The sequence below is a fragment of the Dictyobacter kobayashii genome, from assembly GCF_003967555.1.
GTDB classification, from domain to species: domain Bacteria; phylum Chloroflexota; class Ktedonobacteria; order Ktedonobacterales; family Ktedonobacteraceae; genus Dictyobacter; species Dictyobacter kobayashii.
Genome location: NZ_BIFS01000002.1, coordinates 1215063 through 1238173 on the forward strand (window position 1 = coordinate 1215063; position 23111 = coordinate 1238173).

19 protein-coding genes are annotated in these 23111 nt (G+C 50.9%); 10 read left to right on the top strand and 9 right to left on the bottom strand.

Going from position 1 to position 23111, the window contains the following annotated elements; translation table 11 throughout:
- Nucleotides 1–429: 429 nt before the first annotated feature.
- The 4 genes from EL645_RS40100 to EL645_RS31985 all read left to right on the top strand — a co-directional run bounded on the left by EL645_RS40100 (nucleotide 430) and on the right by EL645_RS31985 (nucleotide 4104).
- The gene (locus EL645_RS40100) at nucleotides 430–1701 is read left to right on the top strand and encodes a M6 family metallopeptidase (RefSeq protein WP_126556526.1); all 1272 of its coding nucleotides are present in this window, start codon (nucleotides 430–432) and stop codon (nucleotides 1699–1701) included.
- Nucleotides 1702–1818: 117 nt separating this feature from the next.
- Nucleotides 1819–2370, top strand: coding sequence for a VOC family protein (locus EL645_RS39710; RefSeq protein ID WP_161977862.1), 552 nt, complete (start codon nucleotides 1819–1821; stop codon nucleotides 2368–2370).
- Between the two features lie 213 nt (nucleotides 2371–2583).
- Complete coding sequence (locus EL645_RS31980) at nucleotides 2584–2826, top strand: hypothetical protein (RefSeq protein ID WP_126556527.1); 243 nt, start codon at nucleotides 2584–2586, stop codon at nucleotides 2824–2826.
- 294 nt (nucleotides 2827–3120) lie between these two features.
- Nucleotides 3121–4104: an amidohydrolase family protein gene (locus tag EL645_RS31985; protein ID WP_126556528.1), complete on the top strand. Its 984-nt coding sequence runs from the start codon at nucleotides 3121–3123 to the stop codon at nucleotides 4102–4104.
- Between the two features lie 81 nt (nucleotides 4105–4185).
- Here EL645_RS31985 and EL645_RS31990 read toward each other — a convergent pair whose 3' ends face one another.
- From EL645_RS31990 to EL645_RS32020, 7 genes are all read right to left on the bottom strand, one after another.
- The gene (locus tag EL645_RS31990) at nucleotides 4186–5244 is read right to left on the bottom strand and encodes a glycoside hydrolase family 43 protein (protein ID WP_161977863.1); all 1059 of its coding nucleotides are present in this window, start codon (nucleotides 5242–5244) and stop codon (nucleotides 4186–4188) included.
- A gap of 82 nt (nucleotides 5245–5326) precedes the next feature.
- Entirely contained in the window at nucleotides 5327–6388 is a 1062-nt protein-coding gene (locus tag EL645_RS31995) for a sialidase family protein (protein ID WP_126556530.1), read from the bottom strand.
- Nucleotides 6389–6603: 215 nt separating this feature from the next.
- Nucleotides 6604–7467, bottom strand: coding sequence for a hypothetical protein (locus tag EL645_RS32000; RefSeq protein WP_126556531.1), 864 nt, complete (start codon nucleotides 7465–7467; stop codon nucleotides 6604–6606).
- Complete coding sequence (locus tag EL645_RS32005; RefSeq protein WP_126556532.1) at nucleotides 7395–8681, bottom strand: glycoside hydrolase family 2 protein; 1287 nt, start codon at nucleotides 8679–8681, stop codon at nucleotides 7395–7397. Before EL645_RS32005 ends, EL645_RS32000 begins: the two co-directional genes overlap by 73 nt.
- 3 nt (nucleotides 8682–8684) lie before the next feature.
- Complete coding sequence (locus EL645_RS32010; protein WP_126556533.1) at nucleotides 8685–9602, bottom strand: carbohydrate ABC transporter permease; 918 nt, start codon at nucleotides 9600–9602, stop codon at nucleotides 8685–8687.
- A 1-nt stretch (nucleotide 9603) separates the two neighbouring features.
- Nucleotides 9604–10548: a carbohydrate ABC transporter permease gene (locus EL645_RS32015; RefSeq protein ID WP_126556534.1), complete on the bottom strand. Its 945-nt coding sequence runs from the start codon at nucleotides 10546–10548 to the stop codon at nucleotides 9604–9606.
- 76 nt (nucleotides 10549–10624) lie between these two features.
- On the bottom strand, nucleotides 10625–12013 hold the full coding sequence (locus EL645_RS32020) for an ABC transporter substrate-binding protein (protein WP_126556535.1): 1389 nt from the start codon (nucleotides 12011–12013) through the stop codon (nucleotides 10625–10627).
- A gap of 588 nt (nucleotides 12014–12601) precedes the next feature.
- On the opposite strand from EL645_RS32020, the gene EL645_RS32025 reads away from it, so the two are divergent.
- Nucleotides 12602–13633: a LacI family DNA-binding transcriptional regulator gene (locus tag EL645_RS32025; RefSeq protein ID WP_126556536.1), complete on the top strand. Its 1032-nt coding sequence runs from the start codon at nucleotides 12602–12604 to the stop codon at nucleotides 13631–13633.
- 35 nt (nucleotides 13634–13668) lie between these two features.
- Here the strand turns inward: EL645_RS32025 and EL645_RS32030 are convergent, their stop codons facing one another.
- Together EL645_RS32030 and EL645_RS32035 are read right to left on the bottom strand one after the other, a co-directional pair.
- On the bottom strand, nucleotides 13669–14943 hold the full coding sequence (locus EL645_RS32030; RefSeq protein ID WP_126556537.1) for a protein kinase family protein: 1275 nt from the start codon (nucleotides 14941–14943) through the stop codon (nucleotides 13669–13671).
- A 6-nt stretch (nucleotides 14944–14949) separates the two neighbouring features.
- Nucleotides 14950–16899 carry a hypothetical protein gene (locus tag EL645_RS32035; RefSeq protein ID WP_126556538.1) on the bottom strand — a complete coding sequence of 650 codons (1950 nt, stop codon included), beginning with the start codon at nucleotides 16897–16899 and terminating at the stop codon, nucleotides 14950–14952.
- A 455-nt stretch (nucleotides 16900–17354) separates the two neighbouring features.
- Between EL645_RS32035 and EL645_RS32040 the strand changes: the two genes are divergently transcribed.
- The 5 genes from EL645_RS32040 to EL645_RS32060 all read left to right on the top strand — a co-directional run bounded on the left by EL645_RS32040 (nucleotide 17355) and on the right by EL645_RS32060 (nucleotide 23110).
- Complete coding sequence (locus EL645_RS32040; RefSeq protein ID WP_126556539.1) at nucleotides 17355–18140, top strand: ABC transporter ATP-binding protein; 786 nt, start codon at nucleotides 17355–17357, stop codon at nucleotides 18138–18140.
- On the top strand, nucleotides 18137–18940 hold the full coding sequence (locus tag EL645_RS32045) for an ABC transporter permease (RefSeq protein WP_126556540.1): 804 nt from the start codon (nucleotides 18137–18139) through the stop codon (nucleotides 18938–18940). Before EL645_RS32040 ends, EL645_RS32045 begins: the two co-directional genes overlap by 4 nt.
- 71 nt (nucleotides 18941–19011) lie before the next feature.
- Nucleotides 19012–20085: an ABC transporter substrate-binding protein gene (locus EL645_RS32050; RefSeq protein ID WP_126556541.1), complete on the top strand. Its 1074-nt coding sequence runs from the start codon at nucleotides 19012–19014 to the stop codon at nucleotides 20083–20085.
- Between the two features lie 166 nt (nucleotides 20086–20251).
- On the top strand, nucleotides 20252–21478 hold the full coding sequence (locus tag EL645_RS41675; protein WP_218031778.1) for a transposase: 1227 nt from the start codon (nucleotides 20252–20254) through the stop codon (nucleotides 21476–21478).
- A 108-nt stretch (nucleotides 21479–21586) separates the two neighbouring features.
- Nucleotides 21587–23110, top strand: a complete 1524-nt coding sequence (locus EL645_RS32060) for an amidohydrolase family protein (RefSeq protein WP_126556542.1) — start codon at nucleotides 21587–21589, stop codon at nucleotides 23108–23110.
- Nucleotide 23111: the final 1 nt, after the last annotated feature.

Here is a 23111-nt window from a genome sequence, read left to right on the forward strand (position 1 = left end):
GCAAAGATTGAGAAACATCATCTGCTGGTTTGTATGCGTCCATCTATATATTTTTAGTACAGTGTCGCAATCATTACATTCGCAAACCTGTGAGAGAATAGATAATGGCAAGGCTGACTGCTTATGCTAAAAAAGTGGTAGAGCGATAAAAATACATACTATGCATTAGACCTATTTGTGATAGCAGAATCTTAATATATTACTCCAGTTGCTCTAGCTCAATCATCATTCTTTAATGCTATTTTCTGCGCTGGAAAAAATATTAACAATTAATATGTAGCTAACCTATAGATAATATGTAAATAATGTTTTTATGGTACAATTTTCCAGAACAGAAAAAAATAAACATCCCGATCTACTCCTTCTCTGCCAAAGGAGACCTCCCCTCATTAAGTAAAGGATAGTTTCTGTTCAGCTAAGGAGCTTTACATGCGAAGGCGCGTCATTCTGGCCCTTGTAGCTGTGCTTCTGGTAGCACTGGTGGGTATAGGCTCTATATACGGTGTAATACCGTTTACCCAACAAGTACAAGGAGAAAAGCATCAGCCAGCCCCCATCAAGGATACTGATACAGATCAGGAAACCCTCAACAAAAATCCGCTTAGTACCAGCGGATCTTGCGGAGTTGAGCGCTGGGCGGTCAAGACTGGCACTGATGCTGATGTTGGTAAGATCAATCTCCAATCTGTGACACAGACCACGATTGCCACCTTATCGGCACTAACTATCCCGGGTAGCCTGCCATCCAACAACCGTATTCAGCCGACCGAGACCACTGTATTTCAACTGCACGACACACTGACCCAGTACAAGCTGGAAAGTGACTCTGACTATCACCTGATCGTTGCCGACGGCTCCGGCAATACGATGATCGTCGAGATCCCCGACCCGGCTTGCGTCGGTGCCTCCAGTCCATTGCTGCCCAGTATCAAGAAAGCTCGTGCCGCATTTGATGCCCGCTACACACCTAATGATACTTTCCAGTCAGCGAACGTGCCCGTGACAGTAACCGGTGTTGGATTTTTCGATTTCCTGCATGGTCAGGCGGGAGTGGCCCCCAACGGTATCGAGCTACACGCGATACTCGATATCCAATTTGGAAGTGGGGGAACACCAACGCCAACACCTACGGGGGCGACACCAACTCCTACACCTATTGGAGCAACGCCCACGCCCACACCGATTGGAGTAACACCCACGCCTACACCCATCGGGATGACACCAACGGCTACCCCCACCAGCGGCAATCTAATCCAAAACGGTGGCTTTGAGACAAGTGGGAACTGGACCTACACGGGAACGACCTTGCCAACGCGTTCGACAACCCGTGCCCACAGTGGGACTTATTCGTTGCGTGTTGGCGCTACCAGTAACCAACAGGGAGATTCAATCGCTACCCAGATGGTCTCCATTCCTAGCTCATCCACAAGTGCAGCGCTAAGTTTCTACTACTGGCCTACTACCAATGATACCAGCCCTTATTCCTGGCAAGAGACTGATATCGTCAATAGTAGCGGACAGGTGATCCAGCAACTCTTCCAGAAGACCACCAACGATCGCGCCTGGGTATACATGAATTTTGATCTATCCAGCTATGCTGGTCAGACAATTGGCATACGGTTCCTGGATCATGAGAGCGCTGGTAGCGGCTCCTACTACGGATACATGTATGTGGATGATGTAACCTTATCTGTAAACTAAGCTTTCTTTCGCAATACCGTCACAAGGGATGGCCCATATTTATCTCCCTTGACACAAGTGTTACTAGTATGCTAGCATACTAGTAACACTTGTTATTATGAAGGAAAGGGCTACAGAGTGAAAGAGGCTAAACAGCAGTTTAATGTCTACCTGGCGCCGGATACCATTAAACAAATGAAGCACCGCGCGATCGATGAGCAACTTTCTTTGTCCGATCTGGTAGAGAAAATTTTCACAGCATATCTGGCGGAAAACGCCGAAGAGGATGGCACTCAAGCTCCAGCAGTGGCCGCACAACAAAAGGAGAAGCTGAACTTACAGCCTTTAATCCATGTCAATGATATGGGTAAGGCTCTGGATTTCTATAGCAAACTTGGCGCGACTATCCTACATGGCAGTCGAGATGGAGATTGGGCCTTATTGCGACTGGGCAGCACGGAGCTGGGTCTACTGGCTCACCCGGCCAATCCAGAGCAGAATGAGGGGCGGGTCGAACTCAATTTTGAATATAGTGCCTCGCTGGAAGAGCTAGAGAAAAAACTACGAGCAGCTGGCGTAACTATCGCACGCCCAACCGGCGATGAAGGCTTTGGCTATCAGCTTCAGTTAGAAGATCCAGATGGCATGTTAGTAAAAATTAATCAACTGGACCCAGAACTGTACAATTAATATGCGGGCCACCAGACAGGCAAAATACCCATATATAGTCCCATCTCTAGATGGTAAAATATACATGGATATTTCGTCTACATATAATCTTAGAACTTCGCCTCTTTTACTATTCACTGGCGAAGTTCTATATGCTATAGTAGAGGCATAAACAAAAAATTTAGCATCTTTTCACCTTCTCAGAGCCGAGGAGGAAAGACAAGGAAGATGAAGATGAATAACACATTTGACATGCTACAAAACCTCTTTTCCCAGGACTTACAAGAATTGCAGCATTTACGGAAACGTGGCTGGTTTGTGCTTCCGATGTCACGCATAGTGAAAGAGGAACACATTGGCCGTTGCTGTTACCTGGCTGAAGAATTCCTCAGCAGTGAAGAGCTCCAAACCCTCAAAAAAGACCTGGGACTTAATGAGCGCCAATGGCACACTTATAAGACGAAAATCTCGCAGTAGATAAATTATACATTGCGTAGATAAATTTTTATTTAAACGCCTCGCTCAATAAGGTCTAATGTACCACTAGCGGTATCGATCACCAGGTCATGGACAGGATTCCTGGGAAGATAAGGGCTGCTGCAAGAAACCTCGTGCCTAATATGACGCCAGACAGAAGGTAGAAATAAAGCATTTTCGCAGTTGTACGCATAATGAAATTAACAGATCAGCTAAGTAGAAACCATTTGTGTTGATCTACAGTGATGAAGACAGAAGACTATATGGACTATTTTTCTGGAAAGAGGATTTCTGATGCGTACAATTGCAATTGAAGAACATTTCCTGGCGAGTGGGTTTAAAGAGGTGCTGGCTCACAACGCTACCGGGCAAGGGGCAGGCCCAAGCCCAACCATGATGGCCGGGATACAGGACAAACTAAGCGATCTGGGTGCAACACGCTTAAAAGATATGGATGCCGCTGGCATTGATCTACAGGTAATCTCCCACACCGCAATGAGTGATATGGCGATCTCCAACGAGCAGGAGGTTAGCCTGGCACAAGAGGCCAATAATCAGCTGGCGGCGGCTATCGCCAGATATCCAGAGCGTTTTGCTGGCTTTGCCACCTTGCCAATGAGAACACCAGCCGCTGCCGCTGATGAATTGGAAAGAACGGTACGCAAACTTGGCTTTAAAGCCGCCATGATCAACGGCACCACCCAGGGACGTTTCCTGGATGATCCTATATTCCTGCCAATCCTGGAGCGAGCCACCGCCCTGGAGGTACCAATCTATATTCATCCAGCCGAACCACCGGCCGAGGTCCGCAAAGCCTATTACAGTGGCTTTGAGCCAGCTATCGCATTTCCTTTAGCAACGGCCGGTTGGGGCTGGCACTCCGAGGTAGGTATCCACTCCCTACGCCTGATCCTGGCTGGTGTTTTTGACCGCTTCCCCAACCTGCAGATCATTATCGGCCATATGGGAGAGATGATCCCATTTATGCTGGATCGCATCAACAATGTCCTGACCCCGGCGGCCCGGCACCTCAAGCGACCAATCCCTGAATACTTCTTACAGAACTTCACCATTACTACCAGCGGATTTTTTACCGATCCACCTCTGTTGCTCGCCCTGCAAACGCTGGGCGCGGACCGCATCATCTTTTCAGTCGACTATCCATACAGCAGCAACGAACAGGGACGCGAATTCCTGAATCATGCAGCGATCAGTCCGGCCGATAAAGAAAAGATCAGCCACTTGAACGCTGAACGGATATTGCGGTTAAGACAATAATAGAAAGAAGAGACCACCAACATGGAGTCTGGGTGGCTCTATGTTGGTGGCTTCTTTTAAAAGGAATGTTGGTGAATAAAATTACTCACCTGAAGGTGGATTAAGGGGCTGCTTCAAGCTAACCGGGACGCCAAAATTGGGACTACCATCAGCATTCCAGGTAAAGGGCTGGGCACGCACCTCACGTCCATCATAAGTGAAGTCAGCCGAGGTCTTAGCGTGATACACCATCCAGGACTGCTTGCCATCCGGTGAAGTAGTAAAATGGGCGCGACCAGGACCAAAGACGCCATTATCGCTACTATATTCAAAGACTGGTCCCTTTTTATGCCAGGAACTACTCTCCAGCGGGTCTCCGCCTTGATAGGTCATCAAGCCCAGGCAATAATTATAATTACCAGTATCGCTGGCCGAATAAACAATAAATGTTTTACCATCGTGATATAGTGCTTCGGGGCCTTCAGCCACGGGATAGGTGGAGTGAGCCTGGAAACCCTGCTCCCAGGGCTGATCAGGATCAATAATTAAACGTGGCTTCCCACTGACGGTCAGGGGATCACTCATCGGAGCCAGGTACGTAGCATTTGTACCCCGCTCCAGCACATACATCATATAGAGCTTGCCATTCAACTGCAGAATTGAAGCATCGATAGCAGTTTCATTAGCGGTACCGGTTAATTGACCTTTATAGACATAAGGACCCAGCGGATCAGAACCCTGACTCTGCAATACATAGATACGATGATCTTCATTCTTATCGGTAAGGGCCGCAGTGAAATAGACGAACCAGTGACTGCTTCCTTGATAATCCAGCAAAAACATCGAGGGAGACCAGACCTGGAAAGCGGGCTCGCCGGTCGCTGGCGTCCAGATGGTTTTCGCAGAATGGCCCACGTCCTCCAAACGAGGTGAGTGCCAGATCTCCAGCGAATTTCCTGTATGCGTGCCGGTTAAATAATAGCTTTTATTATGATAAACAATAAAAGGATCGGCCACCGGGGCCAATGGATTATGGAGAGAGACAGCCGATGTTGACATAGATTTAGTCGATGATGCACAGGCGATCACGAAAAAGCACAGCACTCCCAGTGCAAGAAAATGAATTCCGCGCCACCAACCCCTCTGTCTAGCAGAAGCCATATGCATCTTTTCCTTTCATAATAATTGGGTGCAGAGAGAGGAGCAGACACAAAAGACTCCTCCCCCTGCTGTAACAGGCCGGCTAATAATTGCCAAAGTTAATCTTGATAGCACCATCAATGTTCACCACCACCCCAACCTCATTCGAATTGTTATAGCCCGTCTGATAAATGGCCGGCCAGGTCTGGGTCGCGCCCTGGAAGGCTGGTGGATCATTGAGATACCAGCTCTGACCATTATCATCACTAATCGAGATCTGATTAGTAGAAGCCGAACTAACCAGGATACGACCCGAAGAGAGCACCGTCACATAGGGTCCGCTCTGCTGATTGGCGAGGGTAGAGCCTAGATCATTCGACCAGGTTGTCCCATCGCTAGAAAACTTATAATGGATATTGCAGTTATCGGTGCCACAAACTTCAAAGACCAGTATATACTGTCCATTCGCCATGCGCGCAAAGCCAGGCATACCCGGCCGAGCAGAGCCAGGCTGCGCCGCCGCATAGATCTCTGGCCCCCAGGTCTGCCCCTCATCGCAAGAGACACGTTCAGAAACAACCTGACTGTAGGATGGGTTGTCATCGGCATGCTTCTCGTTGGCATAGAAGCCCGCCACACAGCCATTCGGCAAGACATATAGGAATGGCTCCCAGAGACCACGATCGAAGCGCCCATTTGAATTGGGATTGGTATCCAACTGGCTCACAAAGTTCCACTGATAGCCACCATCGGTGCTCTTAACAATCGGCAGACCATACCAGTTCAGATCCGACTGCCGATTGCGCATGGCCATCAAGATATCCCCATTGGGCATCTGCACCATCTGAGACTGCTCCTGAATATGTCCATCTGGCGAAGGGATACTACCAATTTCGGTATAGGTAGGATTGGCAGGATTACTACGAGCAACTTTAATCACAGGTGAACCACCAGAAGGATATTCGGTATAGGTAACGAGGTTATCCCCTTGCTGATCCCAGGGCAGCATACGTCCCCAGCCAGGGCTATTATTCGAGCTAACGGTACTGATCGTAAACCAGCTAATAGGGCCCGCAGCCTGCGCGGACGCAAAGGGAGCAAAAGCGAATACGATGCCTAACAGGGGCAAGAGCAGCACGCGCCATTGCCGTGTGAACTTTTGCATAGAAATCATTCCTCCTTGTTAGCCTGACGGTTTCATCAATGAAACGCACGATACAACGACATCCTAAGATCCTTCATACAAACATTGCGAGGTGTAAAGCGGCCGCAAGGGCCGCACCTACATATATCCATTAAAGCGAGGTGTAAAGCGGCCGCAAGGGCCGCACCTACATATATCCATTAAAGCGAGGTGTAAAGCGGCCGCAAGGGCCGCACCTACGAGGCCTCACGGGCGGATGCCATATCCAGGAAGGCATAGGCACAACAATGGCCATGCTGATCCAGGAGCTGCACATGCAAACGTCCGCGTGCCTGAGCCGAGGGCAGCTTAAAATGTAGGGTTTGCAGAGCAGTGATGGTATATGGATCGATATCCAGGGCCTGCTGATGGGCACCGGAACTATCATCCTCCCACCAATAGCGCAACTGACCATGGATAGATTGAGAACCCTGGTGCGAGATCTGATAAGGGATTGTCAGCTCGGCCTGCTCAACGATATAATCCAGACCAAAGCTATATGGAACCAGGTCAAAGATAATGACGGTATCCGCATTAATTACCTGAGCGGGATCATAGCCCAATGATTTGAGCTGTCGCCAGGCATTGTAGAGGCCGCCGAGCTCATATTCCACATCGTAGAGTTCGGTATAAATATAACCACTGATCGCATCATGGCGACGCAGCTCCTGTGTCTGCCAGCGGAAATACCAGCCACGCTCCTCGTCGCTGCTGCCCCCCACACCATACTCACCATTCAGCAATGGTATCTCCTGGTGCTCATGGCCAGTCACGCACAACTGCGTCTCATACCAGTGATCCACACCCAGTTGATGGCCAAACCAGGTCGTATTATCGCCGGCCAGGGCAGCCGTCACATCGCGCCAGCGCTGATTATCATTATCATAATAATGCCAATCCAGCACATCGGTCTTGACATGGTTCCAGCCCGAATCATCGATAATCGGACGACTATGATCATGGGAGGCCAACAAATCATAGGCGCGGATCACCGCCTGCTGCTTCTCAACATCCAGGCCACTGCGCCAATCCAGGCCCCACTCCTCGTTGTAGATACCCATAGAATAATACTGGGATGATTATGATCGCGCTCAACCATCAGGGGCAGCTGCGACTCAAAGATAGCCGCGGCCTCCTCGGAGAAACGCCCATAGCAGGGAGGCTCAGCCCAGACCAGCAGGCCCAGGCGATCAGCCCAATAGAGCCAGAGCGGATCTTCAAGTTTGATATGTTTGCGCATCAGATTGAAGCCGGCCCGCAGCGCGATTTCCACATCCAGGCGCAGAGCCTCATCGTTAGGCGCGCTATAACCGCTTTCTGGCCAGTAGCCCTGCTCCAAAGCCCCACGGAGATACAAGCGCTCCCCATTCAACAGCAATCTCTTGCCCTGCACCTCAATAGAGCGCAGGCCAGAATAACACTTCACCTGGTCCGAGCCAGCCGGGCTCGTCAGCTTAAAGGTCACATAGTAGAGATGTGGGTCCCGGGGAGTCCAGAGGCGAGGCTGCTCAATCGGCAAAGTGACCTGAGCGATACCAGCCTCAATCGGCACGACTTGCTCCGGCATCCCTTCAACCTGCACCGAAAGTTGCGCCTCAGACAGGGAAGATCCCTCAAGCTCTACACGCGCCTCAAACGCGCTCAACGCTTGAGCGGGAGAGAGGCGCACATGCCGGATATATGTCTCAGGGCGCCCCTCCAACCAGACCGTCTGCCAGATACCACTATTGGCTGTAAACGCGCATTCATAGTAATCATCCCTGGGCCGGCTGCCTTGCTTGCCATGGGGAATAGCAAGCTTATCCAATGGCGCCTCCACCCGCACAATCAACTCACCGACTCCATTGCGCAAAGCAGCGGTAATATCAAAAGAGAAGGGAAGATAACCGCCCCGATGCTCACCAATCCACAATCCATTCACCCAGACCTGGCATAGATAATGCACCGCGCCAAAGTGCAGGATAGTGCGCTCACGCGCCCATTCCTGCGGACGCTGCAGCCGCAAATGATACCAGCCAGCAGGAAGCCATTCCTGCCCCACCCCCGAAATCGCCGTCTCCCAGGCAAAAGGAACCTCGATCTGCTGTGACCAGCAAGCATTACCAGGCTCCTCCCAGCGCGCAGCCCGGCCCTGTTGGTCCGGATCAGGCAAAAAATCCCAGGAACCATTCAAGCAGAGCCAGCGCTGCGACCGATCAAAATCGGGGCGGGGATAGGCCTCACGGCGTCGATACTCTAACAACGAACTTTTTTTCTGCTCAGAATATATACCCATAACTTACCCTTTAACACTGCCAGCCAGCATACCGCTAATAAATTGGCGCTGCAGTGCGATAAACAGAACCAGGACAGGCACCGTAGCAATCGTACTGGCAGCCATAATCATGCCCCAGGCATCGTGGCCAGTCGTACCAGGACTTGAATTGTTAATCTGAGTAGCCAGGTTAGACAGCATCACCTGCAGGGTTTGCATCGAATCGGAGCTCGTAATAATTACCGGCCACACAAAATCATTGTAGATACCCAGGAAGGTCATAATCGCCAGGGCCGCCAGCGCAGGGCGCATCAATGGCACGACAATGCGCCAGTACATGCCAAACGGGGTACAACCATCAACCTTAGCCGCCTCCAACAACTCATTGGGCACATCCGCAATCTGTTGCCGCGTCCAAAAGATCGCAAAGGCATTCACCAGTCCAGGAGCAACCAGGCCCTGATACGAATCAACCCAGTTGAGGGCTCCCATCTCAAGCAAGAGAGGGATAATCATAGCGATAGCGGGCAGCATCATAGTCGAGAGCACAAAGGCGAACAAGAATTTTTTGCCCCGGAACTGAAATTTCGCAAAGGCATAGCCGGCCAGCGGACAGAAAAACATCGTGGCCCCACCCTGGATGATCAACACAATGAAGGTATTCTGAAAGCCTATCCACATCGGCACGGCAGAGAACAAGGCGGTATAGTTATTAAAAGAGAGCGTGTGCAGATCCACGCTCAGAGGGGCAGTCGCGATCTCGCTACCCGGTTTCAAGGATGAAACAAACATCCAGGCCAGCGGAAAAATCGTCAACAGCGCGGCAATAGTCAGAACCAGGTAGACCAGCACACTACCGGGTCGAAAACGAAAGGTTCGGCGTCGTACAGGCAATGAGTCAGTGAGAATCTGATCTGCCGCTTGTGAAGTTGTAATAGCCATCCTACTTCTCCTCTCCAGCCTGCAAGAAGCGCAACATAAACAGCGAAAGCAGGACCAACAAGATCGTCAACAGAAACGAGTTCGCGGCCCCGGTCCCGAAATCGGAATTGGCAATATAGGAATTGAGCAAATAGCCAGCGGTAGTGGTCGAATTATAGGGGCCACCACTGGTCAAAATCTTGGGCTCAGCAAACATCTGGACCACTCCCAGCGTGCTAAAAACAACCAGGAAGGCAACGGTACGGCGCAACAAAGGCAGCGTAATCGAAAAGAACTGCCGAAACGCATTAGCGCCATCAATCGAGGCCGCCTCATAATATTCCGCCGGCACCGCTTGAATGGCGGCCAGCATCGTCAGCACCGCAAAGGCGCTACCAAGCCATAACACCAGCATAGCCAGCGTAGGCTTGGCCCAGGTAGAGGTCGTCAACCAGCCAATGGTAGGGATATGTACTATATGCAGAATGGCGTTCACAGCCCCAAAATCCTGATCGAACATCACCAACCAGACCTGAGCGATGGCCACCAGCGGCACCACATATGAAAGCAACATGGAGGTGCGGAAAAAGCTGCGCAGACGCAGACCAGGCAATGACAGCAGGGCCGCCACCACCATAGCCACCAGCACACGTACCGGCACAATCAAAAACCACAGCGCCGCAGAATTGCCGAGCGACTGCCAGAAGTCACTATCCGTCAACAAAAAGGTATAGTTTGACAGGCCAATGAAGCGCGGATCAGTATCTCCATGCCAGTGAGTAAAGCTCAGAAAGAACGAATAGAGGAACGGGAAAAGCGAAAAAGCACAAAAGAAAATGATAAATGGCGCGATAAACAGATAAGGCGAGAAGCTACCACCTAGCCAACGGCGAAATCGCTCGATCGGCGAACGAGAAGGCATCGGAGAAGGTGTAGCAGAGCGTGGCCGGGATGTAGCAACAGCCATAACAGAACTCCTCTCTGAGAGCAAAGAGGGCCCATAACACTATGAGCCCTCCCCATTAACCACCTGCAGACGGATATTACTGGCGAGCAACCAGTTTGGTCTGAATATCATCCGAGGACTTCTGAAGCACCTGCTGCGGCGTCATCTGCCCATCCAACAAACGCTGAACGTTGGTGCCAAAGTAAGGTATAGCCTGGTTATACCAGGGGGCGATATAGAAATTACCAGGAATATCCTTGACGGTACTGGTAACAGTTTGCCAGAGATTCTGTCCACCCAGCCCTTCAGAATTTTTATACAGTTGGGTATCAAGCGCAGGCAAATACGATGGAATGGAGGTATTGATACCACCAGGATAGACCTTATTAGGACCATAGACGGAAGAATAGCCCTCTTTACTGAAGACCAGATGCTCGTAGAAGAGCCACGCCAGGTGAGGATTCTTAGCTTTTTTCGGGATAATAAACGAGCTACCACCCATGACAGCGGCCCGCGTACCACCTTGAGTCCAGGCGGGCAGAGGCATCGCGCGCCATTTACCTTTGGTCTTCTTGAAGAGCAAGTCAGGCCCATACACAGCCCAGACAGCCCAGGGATAGAAGGCAACCTGATTGCTCTCAATCGCCGCAATGTCGCCAGGGCCATAATACGCTGCACGAGTTCCCAGGTTCTGATCCCGGACAGTTTTCAAGAAGTTCATAATATTGAGGTAAGCAGGCGAATTGATCTGCAATTTGCCATTGGCATCAACCATACTGGTCCCCTGCTGATTAGCAAACATCTCGACCCAGAGCTGAGTCAGACCAGGGTCCTGTTCCAGGTGAATTGGCTTACAGGAAGGGCCATATTTCCCCTGCACCTTTTTAGCAGCCGCAATCAAATCATCATAGGTCTGGATCGATGCAGGATCGACACCAGCAGCTTGCAACATGTCCTCACGATAGTACAACAGACCTGGATCTAGATCCCAGGGGATACCAACGATACGATTGTTATAGGTGTTAACACGCAACTTGAAGGGCACAATATCTTTGACATACGGCTGAATCCAGCTCGTAATATCATAATAATGGGAAGCCAGGATCGGAAGATTGTTATCCTCGTAGAACGATCCATCCGGCACATTAACACCAGTATTAAGGGTAGTAGGCAGCTTTGCATCGACATCCACTGATACGTGATTCACTTTAATCTTAGGATACTTGCGGTTGAAGCTCTCAATGGTAGCATCAAATACCTGGAACAGGTCACCCGCGCGATCCCAGATAGTGACCGTACCTTCAGTGGCAGTTGCATTGCCAGTGGCGACACTAGTAGATGAAGGGGAGCCGCAAGCTGCCAGCAGACCACCAGCAGCGGCAAAGGCACCAGCGGCAGCAGAAGTTTTAATGAACGAGCGGCGCGAGATAGCAGGCTGAGATGCGAGGTTAGTAAGCTGACTGAGCGAATCCAGTTGTTTTGACATCCGTGTTCTTTCCTTTCCTCATCACGAGAACAATGGAAAATTACATGCAACAATGCATAAATAGAACGATGTATCCAAAATAAAAGGCAAACTCATACCTATGTCCAGACATGCGGTATTATTGCTATCATAGCAACATTTTAGATAATCCATCATGTCAGGACACAGAGGAACGATAAAGAGATATAGGTCTGGTGCATTCCTGGTTGTTGATCATGTTCGTTCAACGTTGAACTAAGTATAGCATCTAAAAAACGCATCTGTCAAGGATCTAGAGAAACAAATTTAACGCTACTCAATAATGTTTAGTATGTTTAAAACAGAAGAGCAGGTTTTTTTACTTTTCCTCTTTGGCGCCTGCGGCGCCGGGTTGGGAATGTGGGGTGTGGCTGGTGGGCGGCCGCGGCCGCCCACCAGCCACACCCCACACATAAAATAATGTTCGTACAGCTGCGTCAAGGGGCGGCAAAAAAAGGCTTTTTAATGGCCCTGACAGAAGAGATTAGTAAGTTGACATAAAGGAAATGAGGGTGTTACTATCATAACAACAATGTCAGGTTAGATCAAGAGAAAGAATATAAAGCGACCGTGACAGTACACTTGAAAGATATTGCGGCTTATACCGGTGTCTCTATTAAGACTGTCTCCAATGTGGTAAACGGCAACTACGAACATGTGGGACCCGAGACACGCGTGCTGGTATTAGATGCCATCAAAAAAATGAATTATAAGCCAAATAACGCGGCCCGCCATCTGCGTAAGGCCCAGGTTAGCGTGCTGGCCTACGCATTCCCCGACCTTACCAACCCCTACTTCGCCGATATAGGCAACGCCATCGCTGTTGAAGGAGCCAGGCTCAACTACACGGTCCTTTTAGATTACACCTTTTCTGAACGCGACAAAGAACTCAATATACTGGCAGGTATGAGCCCGCACCTCATCGATGGATTAATCCTGGACTCACACGCACTGGAAGTAGAAGACATACGCCAGATCGAGTCTGGTGGCCCGATTGTGCTGCTCGGAGAAAGGCTCTTTGGCGCCCCATTTGACCATGTGTTAATCGACAATACGGCGGCCGCCTATAGCGCGACCAGGCACCTAATAGAGGTGGGGAAACGCAAGATTGCTGTCATCGGAGCACAAAAAGCGCGCAGTGAAGCTCCATCGCTGCGTTTACAGGGCTTTATGCAGGCCCTGAGCGAAGCCAACATGCCGCTAGATAGCTCACTCTTAATGGACGGCGGACTCTGGCACCGGGCCGATGGTGCGGCGGCCATGCAAGAACTGCTCAAGCGCAAGCGCGCGGATTGGCCCGATGCCATCTTCTGCTTCAACGATCTGATGGCCCTGGGAGCAATCTCTGTGCTAGGCGCGGCCGGACTTCGCATACCAGAGGACATCGCTGTTATCGGGATCGACGACATCGAAGATGGCCGCTACGCCAATCCAGCCCTTAGCACGATCGAGCCAGACAAGAAAGAGATTGCCCGCATAGCTGTACAGATGCTGATCGAACGTATCAAGGGCCAGCGCACCCATACCCCGGAATCAATCTATGTGCCATTCCACCTGCATGCGCGCGCCAGTACCCTGGGTCGACAAGCTGAAAAATCATAGCCTGGCCTGCAGACCAGTGACATAAAATGATGACTTTATGCTTCTAGTTGAGAGGCACGCAGATAAGAAGCCTGAGCATCTGAATAGCGCCCCACAGCATCCAGGACTGCCCCACGATTATTCCACAGGGTTGCGTCCAAGGGGCTGAGCCTGATACCCTTTTCATATGCTTGCAGCGCCGCATCATATTGCTCCAGGGCAAAACAGCTATCGCCAAACGCACCAAGATAAGTAGCGTTCCTGGCATCGGCAGAGATCGCCTTCTGATAGGCCTCTTTAGCCTCTTCATAGCGATGCTGAGCAAAAAACAAGTCACCCTGCGTAGCCCACTCGGCTGCTGTTTTTGGCGCGGCCGGAAAAGGAAAAGACTGCTGGGTCAGCTTTTTCTGTTCCTGATCGAAAGCCATAATATGTTGTAGATACTCTTCCGCTGAAGCCGAGCCAGAGGTAGGTGGTGCAAGAGAGATTGGCGTCGACCGGCGATCAAACTGACCCCCCTGGGAGAGCGGAAAGCGTCTCAGCAACGTATACGTGAAATGTTCAACGCTAGGAAAGCGCTGTTCCGGATCTGCCTGCATGGCTTGATATAACACAGGTAAAAGTGAGCGAGCATCAGCCTGCGAGAGCAAAACCGAAACCAGTTGCGAATAGAGCACAGCCAGAGCATATTGATCGGCCAGAGGATACTTCAACGACCAATAGGTCTCCATATTCTGTTGCGCATAGCACTGCTTAACCAGCGCCTCCAACTCGGGCGCGAGATATGGCGCCGGCGGAGGGGAGAGTCTGGCCAGACTAAAATCGGCGATCCAGGACTGCGTCTGTGAAAAAAGCAGGTTACCAGGAACCAGCGCCCCATGAACAAGGCCCTGCTGATGCACAAAGTTCAAGGCCTGGCCAACCTGTTGAAAGAGATTAAAGAGCCAGGTTTCAACGGCATCCGGAATCATACGTCCAGCTAACACATCAGAAAGAGACCAGGGGGTATATAGACATACCGATAAGAGATATGAAATTGATAAAGGCTGGCTGGCATCACTTGGATTTACAGGAAAACGATACACAAAGCTTTGAAAAACAGGCAAAATCGCAGGTTGGCGAAAAGAACTAAACGTCCGTAACTCGCGCCGCACAGCCTCCCATAGATGCTGGTTAGCCTGATCCTGTGGTAATAACTTCAGGGTGACATGTTGACGAGAATCAACATGCCACGCCAGGTAAGAATTCCCGTTACGCCCTTTCCCTAACAAATGCTGGATCTGATAAGGACCTAGCGTCGTCCCTGCTCCCAACTCAAACCCACTACCCATGCGCTATTAGGCCTTTCTTTGCTGATACAGGGTAGAAAGATCTGGCTTCACATCCCCACCTGGTACTCCATAAGAAGGCCCGGCAGGAGAAGCAGCGGAGAAAGGCAATTGACCAGATGGAAAAGGCACCTGCTCAGGCTGAGGCTTTTCAGGATTAAGAGGTGCGGCTTGACTAGCTGGCGCAGCCTGGGTAGACGTCCCCGCAGAAGCTGTCGCCGGAGAGATCTGGCGCAGCAAAGACGCAATCCAATCCTGCTGCTGCTGTTCCAGATAGGCCAGGCCATCGGCGAGACTTTGCAGGGTAGACACTTCAACCCCACTGTTACGCAAATTAAAGGCCGAGGAATGTTGTAGTGTTTCTACAGCCTGCCGATAGCGAGCAACCTGCGCCTGGAAGATTCTCATCGTATTGATCTGCTGCTGCAGCTGATTGGACTGGGTACGTTGAACCTGGGCCAGGGCCATAAATGCACCACGCAGATCCGTCTTACTCTGATTAGCCAATTTTTCAACAGGATATAGCTCGCCACCAGCCTGATACTCCAAAGCCTGCCGCAAAACCTGTCCCTCCTGCTGCAACTGGCGACTAAATGTAACCTGCTGGGCAAGGGTCTTCAAGCGATCAATCATCAAATTAAAGCTCAAACCCAGAGGGAGTAGAGCGCCCGGCAGCGAAGAAACATGGACATTAAAATTTCCCTTCGCTACCTGGGCCTGCGCCTCCTGCAACTCTTGCAGAGCCTGCTCAAGGGCCTGGCGTTCAGTAGCCAGCTGAGCGGCAACATCTGCACCCCGGCGCGTCACCTGCAATTCACGACGCGAAATAACCAGCTCGCCCCGCATCTGCCGCGTCAACCGGTTATTCTCGGTCAGCGTCATCGCCTGGCGTACAATCACAATCAAGACCAGTAGCAAAGCGCAGATATCAGCTTGCAGCAGCGAGCTGGCATTACGAGGAGCAACAATGGTCAACAGAACAGCACAGGTCAACAAGACCAGGATGAAAGGCACGATCGTCTGCAGGGTCGATATAATTGAAGAAAATCGATTTACCGTCAGCAGCGGATCAACCTGAGCCGCATTCTCCTGCAGTTGCTCGCGGGCGACACTGCGAGGATGCTCAATAGCTGCCCAGCCGACCAGAAGCAAGCTCAGAGGCCAGAGCAGGTCCAGCAATGTGCCAGAATTAAAACCCGTCGTCAGATTAAAGTATCCCAGAATACTATCAGCCACCGCCAGGCAGGATAAACCAATAGTCAGACGGATCAGAACTGGTTCTTGCCCCTTGGTAGAAAGAGGGCTAAATAATAAGAGTACACTGACCGTAATCAGGAGCAGGTCGCCAGTCGGGAAATACAAGGCAAGAAACTGCGCCAGAAAACTGGGAGCCTGCGCCAGGCCTGCAATCGAAGGGGCCAGCAAAAAGAACCATGACAGAGCAATGGCAGTACCAATAATTGCCATGGCATCGATAATCAGCCGTAGACGACCAACGGTAGCACGATCGCGGCGGGCTAACAAAACAGTGCCAAGCATAAAAAACGGATATGCCAGCACATAACCGATATCATATAAACCAGGATAAGGCACCTGCGCGGTTGGCATACGTGTATCATAGCTAGTCCAGATAATACCAGCCAGCCCATAGCAAGCAATACCAAGCGCCAGAAAAATCCAGGCCAGGCGAGCGCGCCTGACATGATTTATTTCTTTCGTCAACAGCACAACCTGCTGACGGTCCTGGGTCTGCACTAATTGCTGCTGCAGTTGCTTTTTTGCCATCCCAAAACGAAAAATAACCCGCAGGCAAAACGCAAAACCGATCCACTGACCGGCGGTCTGCGCCACATCCGAAATATCCTTGAGGATCAAACTTTGTCCCGGAACCTGACCGGTCAGATTCAAAATGATAAGCAGAAACGCAAACAAACCAATAAAGCCCAGGATAATCCACAAACCAAAACGTTCGAGCCAGGGAACACGCGCCAGGGCCTCCCCATAAAAGAGCCAGGATCACGGTTCGCTGTCTCTTTAGCCTCCATAGAAAACATTAACCCTTGTTCCTCCAAGCAATAAAATGAACAATAAAAGCTTTTCACTATATGGAAAGCTCAAAGCACATCTCTTATTACTTAACGAAAAGGAATGTGAATTGAACTTTTACAAACGTGAGTTACGATTTAATATCGTAAAACGATTATATAAATCTGGGTAGTTCGATCTTATAAAGCAGGAATATAGTAGCAAGGTTGTAAAATATAAATTACCCCTTAAAAGAATTATACTAAATAATTCATTTTAATCAAGTAAGTTTGCATTTTTGCTATTTTATTGCTATCATTATTCTAGCAAATTAAGCAAGCTAATCGCGTAATAGCGGCTAAGCTTATATTTAATGAAGGGAGGAGGAGATGCAAACAACGAACAAGATACAAGCCAAAATTGAACTTCAGCAGATTTCGAAGAGCTTTATGCATGGAAAAAAGCGTATCGAAGTGCTCAAACCTCTTGATATGAGTGTTGCGCCGGGTGAATTTATCTCGATTGTCGGCCCTAGTGGATGTGGCAAGAGCACACTCTTTAATATTATTGCCGGACTGGAAGAAGCCAGTGATGGAACTATCGCTATCGATGGCGAGATCCGCCGCAAGCGCACCGGGTCTATTGGGTATATGCCCCAACGGCCAGCGCTAATGCCCTGGCGCACCGTTGAGGAGAATATATTGCTAGGACCCGATGTACGCCGTAAGCCACGCCAGGAAACACAGGCGCAGGCTAGAGAGCTCTTACTACGTTTTGGCCTGGCCGACTTCGCACATCAGTATCCCTCCACACTCTCTGGTGGGATGCAACAGCGAGTTGCCCTGTTACGCACGGTCTTATTTCATCAAGAATTTCTATTATTGGATGAACCTTTTGGAGCACTCGACGCCCTGACACGACTAAAAATGCAAATGTGGCTACTTGAACTGTGGGAATCATTTCATTCCAGTGTACTATTTATTACGCATGATGTACGGGAAGCATTGCTCTTATCCGATAAAATCTATGTTCTCAGCATGCGTCCCGCGACTATTTTGAGAGTGGTAACAGTGGATCTGCCGCGTCCACGACGTAGCGCCCACCTGGCAGAGCCAGGCGCAGTGCGCTTGGAACAAGAGTTGCTGGGCCTCCTCTTAGGGGAGGAGAGCATATGAAATTACGGCGCATAGCCAGCTACGGACCAGCATTTGTGCTGGCCTTTGCCCTGTTATTGATCTGGGAATTATACGTACAGGCAGGATCAATTGATCAACTGATTTTACCCGCTCCCAGTACCATAGGCTCTGCACTGCTCGACAATAGCAGCACCATCCTGGACCATACACTACAAACCCTGGAAGAGACCATCCTGGGCCTGGCAATCGCCACTGTCCTTGGGGTGCTATTTACTATTTTGATGGATTTCTCTTCATGGATACGCAAAGCAGTCTATCCACTCTTAATTATCTCGCAGACCATCCCGATCATCGCACTGGCACCACTGCTCTTAATCTGGTTTGGCTTTGGCATCACACCAAAAATTATTGTGGTGGTACTGTATTGTTTCTTTCCAATTACTGTCGCCTGCGCGGACGGTTTGTTATCGACCGACAAAGACCTGTACCGTCTGCTGCGTAGCATGGATGCTAACCGCTGGCAGATTCTGTGGATGCTAAGGTTGCCGGCCGCGCTACCTTCATTTTTTTCTGGATTACGCATCGCAGCCACCTATAGCGTTACCGCAGCCATCTTTGGAGAATTTGTAGGGGCCGAGAAAGGGCTGGGAATCTACATCGAAATGGCGACCAACGCGCACGCTATCCGCCTGGTCTTTGCGGCCATTGTGGTCACCGCCCTGTTAAGTCTCTTACTCTTCGGCTGTATTTCCTTAATCGAATGGCTGGCCCTGCCCTGGTATCATCTTTCAGCCGTCAAAACGCTGCAAGAATATCATGCCGAAAAAACACAACCCTAGCGCGCTTCCGCCACAGAGAATTTTACTCTCTGTGCACGTTGAAATATTTTTTATCATTCAAAGGAGTTCGCATGAAATCAAGGACACGCCTGTATTTAAGTATTGGTATTCCAGTAGTAATCGTGCTACTGGTGATTGGACTACTGGTCTTTCATTCGATAAACACAAATGATACAGCCACGACACAGACAACAGCCGGTTCTAAAACCAGCAACCAGAAATTGACCCCATTTAAAGTGGCGCTGGACTTCACGCCTAATCCAAACCACACGGGTATTTATACAGCGCTTGCCAAGGGCTGGTACAAACAGCAAGGGATCGATGTCTCTATCTTGCCATTCTCACAAAACGCTTTCCCCGACGTACTGGTAGCTTCTGGTAAGGCTGATGTCGGCATCAGCGGCACCGAGAGCATTGTACTGGACGATGCCTCCAACCAGAATGTCGTCTCTATCGCTACCATTACCCAGCACAATACTTCTTACCTGGTTACACGCGCCGATGCCCTGATCAACAGCCCTAAAGACCTGGACGGCAAGATCTATGGCAGCTACGGAGCCCCCTATGAAATTCCGATCATGTCGAAAGTGATTCAACATGCCGGCGGTAAAGGCAAGTTTCGCACTATCACCCTGGGAACCGATGCCATCTCCGCTTTGAGAAGCAAGCAAATTGATTTCGCCTGGGTCTTCAACCTGGATATCGTCGGCGCCGAGCACCAGGGTCTACAGCTTAAAAAGTTTGCCGTAACTGACTACGGGGTGCCAGACTATTACTCTCCGACCATCGTGACCAGCAAGGATGAGATTCAGAAGAATTCAGATCTCTTGAAACGCTTTATGCAAGCCACTACGCAGGGTTATGAATTTGCGAAGGATCATCCTGATGAAGCCGCCCAGTTGCTAATTAATACGGCTCCCAAGGGAACATTCCCGGATAATAAGCTGGTGATTGCTTCTCAAGAGTCTTTAAGTCCTCTCTACACTGATGGCACGCAGAAGTGGGGCTTCCAGAGCGATGCTGCCTGGAATGGCTATTTGAACTTTATTCTGCCCACTGGCTCGGTCCAGGATCAGAAAGGGAAGGTGGTGGAAGCTAAGAATCTTCCGGCATCTGCCCTTTATACTAATCAATTCATCCAATAGGGGGTGATCCCGGTGCCGCCTTCAGGCGTCACCGGGATGTGAGTGAGGTTGGGGGCACAGCCCCTCTTAGGTGTAGGTTTTTTGAAAGGGAACAAGAAAAAGGACACGGTTTTCTGTTACGATAAGACCACCGTCAAAAACAAAGGCGATCGAAAGGGAGAAAACCATGTCGTATCCAGAAACAGTATGGCATTGGATCAAAGAAGTAGCAAGACGCTTTCCTCATCTGAGTTGGCCCCAAGCCAAGGTGCTGGCCTGCTACAGCCTGGGGATTGTCATAGCAGGAACCTGCGGCTTGACCCAGGTGTCCGACAGCCTGGCAGAAGTGTTGGGGCAAACGCAACCAACCGTCTTTCAACGCCTGCGGGAATGGCGCAATGAAGCGGGTGCCAAACGGGGTTCTCATCGGCAGCAGGTGGACGTTTCGGCCTGCTTCGCGCCCCTCTTGACCTGGATCCTATCCTGCTGGGATCCCAGCAGCCACCGTCTGGTGCTCGTTGTCGACGCTACCAACGTGAGTGACCGTTTCGTGATCCTTTCCATCTCCGTGGTGCTGCGTAGTTGTGCCATCCCGGTCGCCTGGCACATCGTGCCAGCTGGAGTGAAAGGAGAACACAAATCGCACTGGCTGCACCTACTGGAGAGCTTGCGCGGGTCCGTTCCTGCGCAATGGGAAGTCCTGGTGATGGCAGATCGAGGGCTCTACGCTCGCTGGCTGTATCAAAAAATCGTGGCGTGTGGGTGGCATCCCTTTTTGCGTATTCGCAGCGGCAGCAAGGCCCGTCCAGCCAGCAGTCATCGGGTGGGGGACTTCCGAGAGATCAAAACGCTCGTTCCCAGCGCGGGAACCCAATGGAGTGGGGACGTGATGTGCTTTTCGGATCGGCATGCTCGGCTGCGCTGTCGCTTGCTGGCGCGCTGGGATGAAGGCTATGAGGAGCCCTGGTTCGTGGTGACGGATCTGCCCGTCGAAGAGGCCCAAGCTTGCTGGTACGGGCTGCGCCCTTGGATCGAATGTGGGTTCAAAGATGGGAAACGAGGGGGGTGGAACTGGCAACGCTGTCGGTGTGAGATCCCTTCACGGGTGGAACGGCTCTGGTTGGCCATGGCGGTAGCGACTCTGCTCACCGTAGGGATGGGAGCCCAGCGTGAGGTGCAGGAGCAGGCGCCTTGCCTGGAACGCCTGCCTCCCACGCATATTGCTCGGCGCACGGCCAAGCCCGACCGAAAGCAGCATCAAAGGCGCAAGTTGAGTTGCTTCAATCGGGGGTGTCGCTTGGCAGCGCGTATCATTTGGCGCTTACAGGAACCGTTACGCTTCTTCTTGCCCGCTGAGCCCTGGCCTCAGGGGCCTGACTTGCCGCTCGCAGAGGGCTTTTTCAACTCCTGTTGAAAAACCTACACCTAAGAGGGCACAGCCCCCAAGCCCCCAGTCAAGGGGCTGGCCGCCCCTTGCATCCCCGCTTTCCAGGATGTCAATGATTCAGAAAGAGATAAATATATGACGTTGCAATCATTCGGTTTAGGGGGCAGGCAGCAGCAGCAGGCAATTTTAATTGAGAATTGTCGTTTGTTGAGCCAGGAAGATCCTTCGGGGTTGGTGAGCGGGGATATTCTGGTGGTGGGAAATATAATTGAGGCTATCGGGAAGGCGGGGACTTTGCGGGCACCTGATGATGTGTTATGTCATACCCTGACGGGCGAAAATGTGCTGGCGGTAGCTGGCATGATCAATGCCCATACCCATTCCCCTGAAAATATTTTAAAAGCGGCCTTGCCTTCGATGCCGGTGGAGATATGGGGACTGGCACTTTATAACGATTATATCGCGTGGACCCCACAATTGACGTATTTGAGCGCCCTGGCAGGCGCGCTAGAGATGCTGAAAACCGGCACCACGGCAGTACTGGATCATCATTGGACGGTCGTTGGTGTTTCTGCAGAGCACCTCAATGCGGTCATGCAGGCTTATCACGACTGTGGCATTCGCGCGACGGTTGCTCCATTCCTGGAAGATCGGGATTTACTGCTAGAGGCTGGCGAGCGCTATGGTGTCAGTTTTCCAGCGCATCCCTATGTTGATCGCTTCGACAATTGGGTGCCTTTGGAGGAGCAATTCGCCGTCATCGAGCAATTTATGCAGAACTGGCATGGCGGCGCCGGGGGCCGTTTACGCGGCATGCCCGGACCGGTAGGGATACAGTGGTGCAGTCCAGATTTACTCCATAGCTGTCTGGAGATAGCGCAAAAATATCAGGTGGGGATGCATCTGCACGCCCTGGAAACACAATTCCAGGCGAATATGGTTGAAAAGATGCTGGGGAAAAAAGGCTTGCAATTCTTGCAGGATGAGGGCGCGCTAAAGGCGGGAACCTCACTGGCCCATGCAATCTGGCTGGAGCCCGGCGATCTTTCATTACTGGCACAAACCCAGACCACCGTTGTGCATAATCCCATCAGTAATTTGCGACTCGGCAGTGGACGCTTCCAGTTGGAAGAAGCCATACAGCAAGGGGTCCATGTGGCGTTAGGCAGCGATGGTTCAGCCAGCAATGATACCCAGAACATGTTCGAGGTCCTTAAAATGACTGGCCTGGTGCACAATCAGGCCCATATCCCTTATAAGCGCTGGCCACGCCCGGCTCAGATCATCGAGATGGCTACGCACGCAGGCGCCTTAGCACTGGGCTACCAACATGAACTGGGTAGACTGGCGCCAGGACAGCTAGCGGATATAGTGCTACTGGATCTGCTAGATAGCTCGTTCTTGCCCTTACATGAGCCACTTCTGCATCTGGTCTATGGCAAACCTGACACGGCTGTAGACAGTGTCATCGTCAACGGGCAACTGGTACTAGAGCACAAAAAGAGTACTTACATTGACGAAAGCGCGTTATACGAAGAGATCCGTCGCACATGCCAGCCAGCATGGCCCGGCATCCAGGCATTTATAAATATGACTCCAGCCACCGGTGAGGTAATTGCAAGCTTTCAGAAGCTCTATCAATTTGGAGGCGGCCACTAAA